Source organism: Okeania sp. SIO2F5 (assembly GCF_010692685.1).
Taxonomy (GTDB): Bacteria; Cyanobacteriota; Cyanobacteriia; order Cyanobacteriales; family Microcoleaceae; genus Okeania; species Okeania hirsuta.
Map to the genome: position 1 here is coordinate 1 of NZ_JAAHGU010000174.1, position 13543 is coordinate 13543.

Below are 13543 nucleotides of genomic sequence, written 5' to 3' on the forward strand. Positions count from 1 at the left end.
GTAAACAATTTCAAGCTATAAACTGTAAATTATCAATACCATTACAGACATCCTTAAAACTTTAAGGTTTAGCGATCGCCTAATTTATGAAAAATACAGCTCATACAGTTACTTTTATATTACATTGCAAATATCTATGTAACATGTAAAGATGCCAGCGCTCATTGCTATAATATGTTGTGTTTATAATCCAATACGGTTTCCTACGGAATGCTGCCCAAACAGATAAGACCAAAACTCATAAGGTATGGAACCATTAGATAAGCTTTTGAGATTACAGAACTGCCCAAAAAAATCCTTAACTCAACTGTATTGGTTTATAGAACCCATTTGAGGTCTATATAATTATGGTAGTCAAGTCTTTTCGCGCATCAATGAGTGAGGAACAATCATCAGCAAGGAGTGTTGAATTTTTTATATTATTTCTCCCCACATCTACCCTCTTACCTCTTACCTCTTACCTCTTACCTCTTACCTCTTACCTCCTGTCTCCTGTCTCCTGCTTCCTGTTTCCTGTCTCCTGTCTCCTGTCTCCTAGCTCAAAAAACTTAATATTTATGAAGATACGCTTAGGGGTTCTATAATCAATAGACATCTCTAGAAAAGAGGGAACAGGAAACAGGAAACAGGGGGGAATAATTGATAATGTATAGATAATAATTGATTTTATTTTTGATTTTTGGAGATTTCTAATAATTACTTCAATCTCCCCTACTCCCTACTCCCTCTTAATGTAAATCATCTTCCCAAACACCGATATAGACAAGATCATTCCTACTACGCTCAATTAAACCTTCGAGATTACCTGTTTTAAACTCATAGCGATTAATTTTACGGTTTCGCACATCCTGTAATCCTTGCTTGATTTCTGGAGTAATTCTCCAATTCAACATACTAATGAAAGCGGTTCTTACCATTAGGTCATCTATACCATCTGCCACAGACAACTCAGTTTGTCTTAAGCGACGAGAATCTCGATCATATATATAGCCTAAAGTAATTTGATTAGGAAGTAAATCATAAATTACAGCCCTAGTATTAGGCCAATAGCCACGCTCTTTAACTGTTGTAGGTTTTCCCAATAATTCTATTACTTTACTTTCTAATGTGCCTGGAGGTAAGCCACGAATAATCGGCAACCGATCCCTAATAGTAGAATTATCAATAGGATCGGAAGGAATATTATCTGGCAATATTAAATCTATAGGTATGTCAGGAACTGAATCTTGGGGAGGTTGAACCGGAGTTGGAGTTGGAGTTGGAGTTAAAGTTGGAGTTGGCTCAACCGTAGGTGGTATAGGTGTAGGTTTTTCTACTGGAGGTGAAGGAGTAGGGGTTGGTCTGACTATAGCAGGAACAGGAGATGGTGATGGTGATGGTGATGGGGTAGGAGTAAAATTGGGCAATTGCTCCATATCATTAGATTGTGGAGATGGTGTAGGAGTTACAATTGGTTTTGATATAGGAGTTTGAGCAATATCTGATGGTCTAACGGTGGGAGATGGTGTAGGAGTTTGAACGATAGGTGGTGTCTCAGGGGGCTGAGAATTTAACACTATTGCTGCTAATGTTCCTACTGTTAGGGTAGCGATCGATCCGAGTATACCCCACATCAATATTCCTTTAGGTCTTTGTATAGGAGGAATATTTGTAGTAGCAATTTTTCCATTTCCCACATTATGAGCTGGATGCTGTTGAGGTACAACCTGGATAGTTGAATGTAAATCAGTTGTGCTAGAATTTGATAAATCTTTTAGCCATTCCTCCACAGTTGCAGGTCGGTATTGAATATCCATTGCCATACCTTTTAGCACTGCTTGATTAACAGTACCACTAAGTTGAGGCTGTAACTCTCTGGGAGTAGGCATTTCTTGTTGCGCTCTGTTCATTGCTGCTATTGGCAGTCGTGCTGTTAATAAAGTATAGAGAGTTGCAGCTAAACCATATACATCTGTTGCTGCGGTACGTTTTCCTTGAACAAAATACTGTTCTGGAGGAGCATAACCATCAGAAACCAAATTAGTGTGAACCTGAGTTTTACCAGCAATAAATTCCCGCGCAATACCAAAGTCAATTAAGATGACATCCTTAGTACCCTGACGTAGCATAATATTTTGGGGTTTAACATCTCGGTGGAGTAAGTTATTTTGATGCACCACCATCAAAGCATTTCCTACTTGACGAATATAATGCACGGCGATCGCCTCTGGTAGAGGTTGTCCACTATATATAACTTCTGCCAAAGTTGTACCCGGAATATAGTCCATCACCATGTAAGGTTGACCATCTTCCACAAAAAAATCACTGACTCTGACAATATTAGGGTGGACACACAAAGCGAGTCTTCTGGCCTCATCCTGAAACTTCCTTTGAAATTCCTCAAAGTTGGGATGTTGACGTAGAGACTCATTGAGAGTCTTAATAACTACGGGTTGTCCTAAATAATTATGAGTAGCTTTGATAGTAATACCAAAACCCCCCCTTCCTAATTCTTGTTCTAATGTATATTTGTCCCCTTGTAAGTTTCTCAATATATTCATTATTTATTTCCCAATTTCTCTAGATCTTAGTGAATTACAGTAGTTTTTATTTTAAGTAGGGACATTCCATGGAACATCCTGGGGAGGGTTGTGGTACGCGAGTATGTGGTTTATCTATCAAGACTTACGCAGTACAAAGTATTCTCGTCATTGTGATCGATAAAAAAGCCATCTCAAATCCTAATTTTTCCTACCTCATCCGTAAGTCCTGTCTATCTTAAACTATAAGCTAGTGAAATTCAGGAGTTTAACTTTAGACAGTAGTCAGAATTTTCTCCTGACTTCTGAGAAGATGACTCCTTCTGCTGAATGCTAATAGATATGCTAAATAGTATCCTAACTTCTACTACTTCTCAGGGTGTTTCAATTACGAACTATTAGTTTTAATTTTGGGCGTTAGTGATTTGAGGTATGATATCATGTTTAGTAGTCCATTTCATTAGTTCTAAAGGGTTGCAAATTGCCACAATGACTTATTTTTCATAATTTGGAGAATTCACTTACCCATCAAAATTAATGAAATAAACCACTAGATAAGAGCGCGAACAAAAAACTTTCTCTTCTACTACTCTTTCTTCTTATTTCTTCCCTCCTGACTCCTGACTCCTGACTCCTGACTCCTAAAAAATTAAGATTAATATCATACACTAATTCAGCAACTATGACTTTGAAGATACTTTGCCTTAGTAATGGTCATGGGGAAGACGCGATCGCAGTTCAAATTTTACAAGAATTACAAAAATATCCTCTTCCTCCTAGTCTTGCTGCCTTGCCTATAGTTGGAGAAGGATACGCTTATACCAAAATACCTCGTCTCTCAATTATTGGTCCCCGACAAAGAATGCCTTCTGGTGGATTTATCTATATGGATGGGCAACAGTTATGGCAAGATGTCAAAGGTGGTTTATTAAAAATGACCTTTACTCAACTCAAGGCATTAAAATATTGGGTAAGTTCCGAAACTAAATTAGGTCATCAAGTAGTTATCTTTGCAGTTGGTGATATTGTACCTTTATTATTTGCTTGGTTGAGTGGAGCACCTTATGCTTTTTTAGGAACTGCTAAATCAGAATATTTGATCCGAGATGAAACTGGGAAACTTCCGTCCAAGTCTTGGGTAGAAAGTTTTCAGCATTGGTCAGGTTCGGTTTACTTTCCTTGGGAATGTTGGTTAATGAGTAGGAGTAAGTGTAGAGCGGTACTTACTAGAGACGATCTAACAGCACAAATACTCAGAAAAAAGTCAATTCGAGCTTATTATGTGGGAAACCCGATGATGGATGGTGTAGAGTTGGAAAATTCTCTGCTGTCAATGTATCGCTCTGATGCAGAAATACTAGGAATGCAGCATCAAGTTACGATTACTTTATTACCTGGGTCTCGTTCTCCAGAAGCTTATGCGAATTGGGAAATTATTATTCAAGCGGTTGTAGGGTTAGTAGAAACTTTTCCACAGCAAAAATTTTTGTTTCTGGGGGCGATCGCTCCTAACTTAAGCTTAGAACCTTTTATTACACTCCTCAATTCTTATCATTGGCAGACTGAACGAGAGATTAGAACTAATACTCAGAACAGTATTTTACAACTGCCAGTTGATAGTCCTGTACCAACCTTTTTTTCTGGAGAGGGAAGTATTCAGTTTCCTGTGAAATTAACTTCTCAGAATAAAAATGCTAGTCTGATTTTAGACCGACAAGCTTTTCCAGAATTTGTGCATCGGGGAAATTTAGCTATTGCTATGGCAGGTACTGCTACGGAACAGTTTGTTGGTCTGGGGAAACCAGCGATCGCTATTCCTGGCAATGGCCCTCAATTTACATCTACTTTTGCGGAAGCTCAAAGTCGTCTTTTAGGAATTTCTGTGACTTTGGTCAAGCACCCCAGAGAAGTTGTAGATGCGGTTAAGTCTCTGTTGAACGATCCAGACCGACTACAATTAATTGCTAAAAATGGGATTCAGAGAATGGGTAAACCGGGTGCAGCTCAGAGAATTGCTGATTTTTTAATGGGGTTGAAATGGATGTAGGCAAAAGTTATAGCGCTGCGCGCAGGCAACAGGCAACAGCGGTGCGACCCCGCGACGACGCCAGTCGCAAGGGAATGCGCACCAAGAGAGGCAACAGGGAGAATAAAAAGCTGTTTGCGGAGCATTCCGAAGAAATAATATAAGACTTTTAGCTATTGGACAGTTCCTGCAATTTGTGGATATGTCAGCGCACATTGCTATATATCATGTCCGGTTGAATACTTATAAATAAAACGATGAAGGAGTCAGGAGTCAGGAGGGAAGAAAGAAGCAAGAAAGAAGAGGAGAAAAAGGAGAAATTTTTTTGTTTAGCTGGCGCACAACGCACATTAACGCTACGCGACAGGTCAAGCGTAGCATTCCGCACCGAAAACGCGGAGCGCGGAACGGAGTCCTATCGCGATCTGATCCGGACATGATATTACTAACCCTTGCCAGCAGAAGAGTAAAAAATTTTTTTGAAATTAACTAAATCTCCAAATTTCTGAATTTCTCTACTACCACTAAAGGTAAAGAAAGAGCATCTGCAACTTGTTTGGTAGTTAAACCCATGCTCAATAACCGAGGAATAGCTTCTTGTTGCTGTTGAGCAATTAAGTTCCGTTCTTGTTGAGCTTGTTGACGTGCATTTGCCCCTCCTTCAGCGTTTTGTCTTTCTTGTTGAGCTATTAGACATCTGGTGAAAATAAACTTACCCTTTATTTAGCATCAGCTAGAGTTTTCAACAATTAATAATTAATTATTAATTATTAATTATTGATGATTACCTCTTCTTTTCAAGGAGAGGATTGACTAAAAGGAAAAATTTTTTTCTTTTTTCCCCTTAAAAGGGGAGGCGCATACCCACAATTTATCGGTAAAAGTCAGTTCCCTAAATCATTTTTCGTACCTTTTTCCTAAAAATCTATTCCCTGTTGCTTTCGGGAGCTGTTGCCTGTTGCCTGCTATGTGCAAAAAGTCTATATCTTTTTCACGCCTATGTCTATTTGTCTTTCTCGTTCGGCGTTTTGTCTTGCTTGCTCCTTTTGTTCGAGAATTTCTACATAAGTGGCAAAACGTTCTCCATCGGGTGGATAAATTTGTAATTCCCTACCCTCTTTTTCAAAGCGAATTCCGATTCGAGGACTTATCCAACCTTCCATCACTTCTATGGGAGTGAGAACTTCTCCTCGACACAACCATCCTTTTAATCTCCCTGTGTCTGGGTCATAAACATAATACTGTTGCGCCTTATATTCTGAATAGAACTCTAGTTTTGCTACTTCCAGTTCAGTAATACTGTTCCTAGGAGAAACAATTTCAAACACAACTTGTGGTGAAATATTATCTTCTTCCCACTGTTTATAGGAACTTCTATCTTCTTGAGGACGACTGAAAACTACCATCACATTAGGAGTTTGTTTTACCCAAGGTTATTTTTGTTTGGGATACCAGAATAAGTCTCCGACAACAAACACATTGGGGTTGTCTTTATACATACCAGCAATACCCCCAACAATAGTAGTAATCAAACGGAATTGAATTGTGTTATCAGCAACAGGTAAACCGTCACTCTCTGGATAAATAACTTCTGCTGCAGTGGAGGATGTCATTACAAATAACCTCTTACTTAACTTAAATGTTTATAACTTAACCCATCCTTATAGCTATTCACATTATATTTAGATATTTAGTATAGCACTATAGTTTTAATGATAATTTCTATTTTTTATTATCAATAATAGTACAGATGTATACGAAAGAAAATGTTGATCTTAATAGACATCTCCAGAAAAGAGGGAACAGGGAACAGGAATAAATAATTGACAATTTATAGATCAGAATTGCTTTTATTTTTGATTTTTGGAGATGTCTAATATAAAACCATACTAAAAATTGTATATCAAGTCTGTTTAACGGGACTAATACCAATTATCAAAAGTATTGCTATACTTAATTAGCCTATAGCATAGCAGTCGAACGAAAAACCTCTCTTTTTTCCCAGAGCAAATATCCTTCCTATTCTTCCAACTCTCTCCTAATAGATTATGATATAGCAGAAGGAAGAAGGAAAAATCTTCATTGTCTGAATTTTAAGCTTTTGATATGTCAAATACAGTAATGGCGACTGCTATACAGCAAATTTTAGGATAGTGAAGTACAGTTTAAGATTAGTCCATAATTCTTATTCATTCCCAGCTCTCAGATCCAGTTTGATCTGTTCCCTAAAAGCATAAAACTTTGTACCTCCAAAACTCGAAAACTGATGTAAATATTCAACCGGATATTATATTACTAGAGTCAAAAAAATTAAAGACTTTTCCTTTTTTTTATGATGCTTTTCTCAACAACGGTGATGATTTTTACTACCTTTTTGAGTTTTGTTAATTTTAATGAACGTAGGATGAAATAAATTAATTTACTGATATCTTTTATAGTAGCAAAGTTTGGTAAAATATTAGAAATATGTAGATATATCTGCAAAAATATAAGTTATCAAAAACCTGCTGAATTAATCTTACCAAAGGATAAAAATATGCCAATTCCACAAATTTACAATCGCGATGTTTTTATTTTAATAGACCGTAGTGGTTCCATGACAATATCTGATGCTACTACAGGAAACAAAAATCGTTGGCAATATCTTCAAGAAACTGTACAAGGTCATGTCTTTGAAATTCTGTCAGAGCAAGATGATGATTATGGAATAATTTGTGATGAGGTAACTTTATATTTTTTCAATCGAAATCAACAACCGACTAAAACTATTTACCTTAGAGATGCTGCCCAAGTACAAGCTGCTTTTAAAGAAAATAGACCTGGTGGTTCTACTTATATTGCTCCTACTTTAAATGAGGCAGTATCTCAGTGGTTTTCTAATAGAACTGATGATAAAGGTGCTTTTATAATTATCTATACTGATGGTCAAATTGATGATAGTAAAGAATTTATTAATGTTATTGGAAAAACTTGTTCTAATATCAATAGTCAAGATGAGATTAAAATTTTAATGATTGGTGTAGGTAGTGATATTGAGACAGAGGGAGCAATAGATTTTTATTTAGGAATTGATTTGAATGCTAATAAATTTCAATCTAGACGAGGAGAAGATTGTAATATCTTTATTTTTGATTTAATAGATGAGGTAATGGATGAGGGTATTATTGCTGCTCTTGAACGTCAACTTGAGGGAGATCCAAGAAAAGGATTAGGTGGTTGGATAAAAGAAAGATATCCAAGTTTATATGGTAAATATTTTGCTTCTTAATATTAAGAAGGAATCAGGAAGAAGGAAGAAGGAAGATATTTCTGAATTTAATTCCTCACTATTGATAGTGCGAAGATGTTTTATCACCACAATCTAAGTTAGACTACTTTTCTTCTTTACTGAAAATTTTGGTTTAAACCCTGCCCTTTTAAGAGGATAAAAAGTGGTCGTTAGCGGAGCGGGTCTGCAAGAACGGGTCTCCTCGCCATATCCAATCAACCAAGAGAAAGAAAATTCTGCATCTTCTCGCTTCCCTATTGCAGGAGGTACTGATAACGTAGTTCCTCTGTAAAGAGGCTAATTGTTAACCTTTACGCAGGATTCCCATAGGAAAGTTCCTCCGGCAGTAGGTTAACTGAATTGACTTTCTCCTAAATACTGACTACTCATTACTTATTTATTCTGATATTTATAAATTTGTGCAATTTTTGTAAAAAATTCTAAATTTATAGATGAAATTATGAAATTTTTACCCCTATTATCTCATACTATAGCAATCATATTTCAGTTGTAATATTTTAGTATTAATTAGGAGTCAGGAGTCAGAATATAAAAGGATTTTGATTGGTATTAATTGTTATTAAACATCTCATAAATCATTCCTGATTGCTATATAATGCTGTGAATATTTTCTACAAAACCATGAAGAGGATTGCTATAAATTGCTGAGTTAATTTGATATTAATTTATACATTTCTTACCTTTCTTACCTTTTAGATAAAATTTATATTGTGTTTTAAATCACATAGTATATATACTATAAGTCACATTAAATCAAGAATATAAATCACAGTTATTTCAGTAAAAATACGGAAAAATAGAATTGTCAATTTTATTCTCATCCGAAATTTCATGTATTAAGACTGAAGCAGAATGTAGTAGTTAATTAATTATGTCAAAGTGTGCTGAAATACTTATTTGTAATTCTATGGTACTAAAGCTGATCGCTCCATAATCAATTTTCTAAATTAAGTAATTACCCTGACCGGATTTATCAGCATATCTATTGAAAGATTTGTTAATTTTTGTAAAGAATAAATATTGACTCAAAATTCATGCTAATTATATCAATCAACCAATGAACAAAGAAAAGTTAGAGCAGTTGAATGCATTAACTAAAATAATGATTGTCAGTTTTCTGTGGCATGGTTCTGGTTTAATGAAATCTAGTCAACCTACTAAAACGGAGCAGAACACTACAAAGCCATCTCAGACAGATGAAATAAACCATCCTGAGCAAAAATAATGATGATGTGGGTGTTGCTGAACTAACACCACATTATTTCCTAAAGAAGATATTCTCTCAAAATACGATTACGTTTTGGGTCTTCCAACTTTTTCAATGCCTTAGCTTCTATTTGTCTAATTCTTTCTCTCGTTAAATTAAAAGTATCACCGATTTCTTTCAGGGTTTTTTCTTGACCATCATCCAATCCAAATCGCATTTGTAAGACATTTCTTTCCCGTTCAGTTAAAGTGTTGAGAACAGTTTCTACATCTTCTTGTAGGCAATTTTCAAAGACATATTTTGCTGGTGTTTCTCCATCAAATTCGATCACTTCCTTATAGATGGTATTTTCTCCTTTGCCTATAGGAATCTCTAAAGATAACGTTTCTTGAGCGCATTCTACAATAAATCGTAATTTCTCTGTGGTCATTTCCATGCGTGTAGCGACTTCTTCAGCAGTAAGCAGACAACGTTCCATTGACATCTGTTTAACTGTTTTCTTAATTTGGGAAATGGTTTCATAGAGATAAACTGGTAAGCGAATGATCCGAGAATAGTCACAAATAGCTCTAGTAATAGCTTGTCTAATCCACCAAATACCATAAGTAGAAAATTTATAGCCTTTTGTATGGTCAAATTTTTCTGTGGCACGAATTAATCCTAAACTACCTTCTTGGAGTAAATCTTGGAAGTCTAATCCACGGTTTTGATATCGTTTGGCAATTGATGTCACCAGTCGCAGATTAGCTGTGACCATTTTATTTTTGGCCTGTCTACCTTGCTGGAGGCGATCGCGCAATTCTGATGTACTGATTTTTGCAGCTGTCGCCCATTCTGTTTCATTAGGCGATCGCTTGAGTTGTTTCTCTAAATTTTCACGAATTTGTTCTAAAGCTGATAATTCATCAATTTGATGAGCTAAATTAATTTCTTCCTCAGCACGCAAGCGAGGTATTTTATTAATTTCTTTGTGATAAAGTTGAATGGAATCTTCAGTAAATGTTGCGGTTGGCGGTTCTAAATCTTGGTCGTAGCTACGTTCAGCAGGTTCTTTATTGGTAAATTCTTCTGTAGATTCCCAATCATTTCGGGTTATATTTTCTAGCCAGTAAGTATCATAATAAGTAGGATTTTTACAGTCAATTAACCACCATTTAATTGTGATACTTATATTTTCTATTGTCTGAAGAGCAACTATTACTAACTGATGATAGTTTTTTGTACAAATGAGTAATTTTTTTTTTTGCTTTTAGGGATATTTTGGGAAATAGTTATTATTTTTTCTTGAAGTTTACGGTTTGTTTGAAATTCTGCTTGTAGCAACTCCAACAAAAATATTTCTAAACTACCTTCTTCATCGCTATGAATTTTGTAAACATTATCAATAAATCCACTGCAAGAAGTTGGTAATTCTAGCTGTTCAATCTCTAAATTTTCCAGTTGTAAATTATAGCCAAGTTTGTTAAACAAAGCTACTATTTTTTTCGGGCTATTAATTTTTTTTAGATCGTCTATTTCTAATGAATGCCCTATCATTATCATCTGTCTCCACAATTAATTTATGTTAATATGTTGAGTCTTTAATATATTGCGATTAAAAGCGTTATTCTGTCTGTTTTTTTCAAGCTTGGTAAATTTATAAGAAACATTTGTTTGTGTTTTATGAATAGATAGTTGTGGTTTTTGAGAATGATTGCTTACTTTTCCCTAGTTATTCCAAGATTCAATTCAAGTAAAACTTTACACCGATCTAAGATAATTAGCGATCGCGCTTAATCATACCTATCACTATCATCAAAGAGCTTGATGAATTTATACTTCCTTATATCATATATCTTCTTGTATGTCAATTTTTATTTTCAAATTCTTGATATTATCATGTTTGTAGGCAATCAATCAAGATTATATGTCCATATCATATTTAAAATTATATGTCAAATTTTGATCATCTTGACTGATATGCAAAGGAAACAATTAGGATGATTATTTATACAGCATGAGATGAAAATTATGGGATAATACCAGCTTGATAAATATTTGCTACAAATAGCTAGGCTATTTCTTAGGAGTCAACCCACCCCTAACCCTTTCCAGGAGAGGGAGTCAGGAGTCAGGTAGGGGAGACTTCGGATTGGCGACGTACAGAATGAATGGCTTTGATATTATTTTTTAGGTCAGAACTTATCTTTTTAGTCAAAAGGGCATCTCCAAAAAAGTCTTTTAATTACTCAAATTATTCATAACATTCTTGTTGGAAAATGGTATAATAGGCAACAGGGAAGAGAAAATAAAGATGAATGTATAGCAGTCGCCATTACTATATTTGAGATATCAAAAGCTTAAAACTCAGACAACGCAAGATTTTTCTTTCTCTCCTAGATAACTAAAGCCTTCTTCCTTCTGCTATAAAACTGTACCTTACCATCTTGAACAGTGCGGTATTTATATTGAGTTTAAAAATAGTTTTCAACATTAACATTAAAAGATAATTTGTCAATCTTGATAATATATATTTATACATCTGCAATCAGCAGAAAAAATATTGAAGTAATGAATAATTATTAAATAATCACCAGCAAAATTAACAGTTTTTATGAGGAAAAATTAGGAATAAAATTATGGAAACTTTATTAGGTATTTGTCTAGGTGTAGGTTTAAGTGCAGCTTGTGGTTTTCGCATATTTGTACCTCCTTTAGTAATGAGTATTGCAGCACAGTCAGGAAATTTACAAATATCTTCTGATTTTGCCTGGATGGGCACCCCACAAGCAACAGTAGCTTTCGGAGTAGGTGCATTTTTAGAAGTTGCAGCTTACTATATTCCTTGGGTAGATGAACTACTAGATCTTGTCGCCACTCCAACAGCAGTTATCGCAGGTACAATCATCACAAGTTCATTTGTGAGTGACATGAGTCCAATGCTACAGTGGACGATCGCTGCGGTCGTGGGAGGGGGTGCTGCGGGAACAGTGCAAGGTTTAACAGATGTGACCAGATTAGCATCTACAACTCTCACCGGAGGATTTGCAAATCCTGGAGTTTCCACAATGGAGTTATTAAGTTCCTCGGTGTTGTCAATTTTGGCGATTTCTGTACCAGTGTTTGCAGCTTTCCTCGTATTTGTAGTGATTGGGTTACTATTATCAGGGGTGAAAACTTTGCATCGAAAGTTGAGGCAAAAAAATAATACAGAAATACCACCGACAGAAATGGAGTAATGACTTGTACCATGTCCGGTTAAACAGTTATAAATAAATGACAGAGGAGTCAGGAGTCAGAATTGAGGAGGGAAAGCGTTGCATAGAGTGCAGGATGAATTTTAGACTGGGAAACATAGGAAGTGTAAAAAACATTCAATTGGATTTACCGAATAATTAAGGTAAAAATCCTCTCCTTTAAAGGAGAAACAAGCGGTCGATCTTCGGAGCGGGTCTGTAAGAACGGGTCTCGTCGCCATATCCAATCGACCAAGAGAGAAAATATTTTCCTTTTATTCAATCCTCTCCCTAAAAGGAAGAGGTAATTATCAATTATCCATTATTGAACTTCTCCCAAAAGTTTCATCCCTTGATTCACCAATTCCGGAGGGAAAAAAGAAGACGAGAAGGAGAAAGTTTTTTGATCGCGCTCTTATCTGGACATGATATTAGTTGACAATTTACTAGGACTTACGCACCTGCAACGTATTTTTGTCCGAAGCGACCGATAGGGTTTGCGCAGCAGTCCGGAATGGAAAGCAATCTCAAATCCTAGTTTTTCCTACTTCATGCATAATACCAAATTGATAAATGTTTGCTAGAAATAGCTAGGATATTTCTTAGGAGTCAACCCACCCCTCGCCCCTCCCCCTCCCAGGAAGGGAAGTCAGGAGTCAGGAGTCGTATGGAAACGGCTTTAATACCATTTTTTCGGGCATAATATCATGTCCGTTGGTATCGTTTGTGTAAAAGTTAGCGTGGATATTTACAGGAAATTTAAGTTTTTTTCTTGCTCAATTGCCTTCCTGTTTGTTGCCTGTTGCCTGTTGCCTACCTTTTCTATACAATACCGATGCTACCGGACATGATATAAATTATCTTTTTTGTCAAAGGGACATCTCCAAAAAAGTCTTTTAATTACTCAAATTATTCATAACATTCTTTTTTCACGCTTGGTATAATATCATGTTCCTCCTCCAGGGGAGCTATGAATTGCGGACGGGTCAGTTATAAATAAAATTTAAGAACTGACAGTACCGAAGAAATACTGAAATTATCTTGACTTTTCTTCTTTCCTCCTTTCTTCCCTCCTGACTTCTGACTCCTGACTCCTCAGTAAGTCCTGTATAAGTATTCAACGGAACATGATATAAGTCCTATTTACACAAGAAAACAACTTTATAGCAATGAGCGCTGGCATCTTTACATATTACATAAATATTGATAATGTAACATAAAAGTAACTGTATGAGCTGTATTTTTCATAAATTAGGCGATCGCTAAAGGTTAAAGTTTTAAGGATGC

At 35.8% G+C, this 13543-nt stretch carries 8 protein-coding genes and 1 pseudogene; 4 read left to right on the plus strand and 5 right to left on the minus strand.

Features of this window, described 5'->3' with window-relative positions; all coding sequences use genetic code 11:
* Positions 1-728: 728 nt before the first annotated feature.
* On the minus strand, positions 729-2540 hold the full coding sequence (locus tag F6K27_RS29625; protein ID WP_287279517.1) for a serine/threonine-protein kinase: 1812 nt from the start codon (positions 2538-2540) through the stop codon (positions 729-731).
* Between the two features lie 661 nt (positions 2541-3201).
* Between F6K27_RS29625 and F6K27_RS29630 the strand changes: the two genes are divergently transcribed.
* Positions 3202-4566, plus strand: a complete 1365-nt coding sequence (locus F6K27_RS29630; RefSeq protein WP_287279518.1) for a lipid-A-disaccharide synthase-related protein — start codon at positions 3202-3204, stop codon at positions 4564-4566.
* A gap of 959 nt (positions 4567-5525) precedes the next feature.
* On the opposite strand, the gene F6K27_RS29635 is transcribed toward F6K27_RS29630, so the two are convergent.
* Positions 5526-5951, minus strand: a complete 426-nt coding sequence (locus tag F6K27_RS29635; RefSeq protein ID WP_287279523.1) for a Uma2 family endonuclease — start codon at positions 5949-5951, stop codon at positions 5526-5528.
* Positions 5952-5978: 27 nt separating this feature from the next.
* The gene (locus F6K27_RS29640) at positions 5979-6158 is read right to left on the minus strand and encodes a hypothetical protein (RefSeq protein WP_287279519.1); all 180 of its coding nucleotides are present in this window, start codon (positions 6156-6158) and stop codon (positions 5979-5981) included.
* 923 nt (positions 6159-7081) lie between these two features.
* Between F6K27_RS29640 and F6K27_RS29645 the strand changes: the two genes are divergently transcribed.
* Both F6K27_RS29645 and F6K27_RS29650 read left to right on the plus strand, forming a co-directional pair.
* Positions 7082-7813 carry a VWA domain-containing protein gene (locus tag F6K27_RS29645; protein ID WP_124143577.1) on the plus strand — a complete coding sequence of 244 codons (732 nt, stop codon included), beginning with the start codon at positions 7082-7084 and terminating at the stop codon, positions 7811-7813.
* A 1078-nt stretch (positions 7814-8891) separates the two neighbouring features.
* Complete coding sequence (locus tag F6K27_RS29650) at positions 8892-9059, plus strand: hypothetical protein (RefSeq protein ID WP_161564358.1); 168 nt, start codon at positions 8892-8894, stop codon at positions 9057-9059.
* 40 nt (positions 9060-9099) lie between these two features.
* Here the strand turns inward: F6K27_RS29650 and F6K27_RS29655 are convergent.
* Positions 9100-10041 (minus strand): annotated as a pseudogene (locus F6K27_RS29655) (sigma-70 family RNA polymerase sigma factor); the annotation flags it as partial.
* A 200-nt stretch (positions 10042-10241) separates the two neighbouring features.
* Positions 10242-10577: a hypothetical protein gene (locus F6K27_RS29660; RefSeq protein WP_287279521.1), complete on the minus strand. Its 336-nt coding sequence runs from the start codon at positions 10575-10577 to the stop codon at positions 10242-10244.
* 1082 nt (positions 10578-11659) lie between these two features.
* Between F6K27_RS29660 and F6K27_RS29665 the strand changes: the two genes are divergently transcribed.
* Positions 11660-12259: a DUF4126 domain-containing protein gene (locus tag F6K27_RS29665; RefSeq protein ID WP_287279522.1), complete on the plus strand. Its 600-nt coding sequence runs from the start codon at positions 11660-11662 to the stop codon at positions 12257-12259.
* Positions 12260-13543: the final 1284 nt, after the last annotated feature.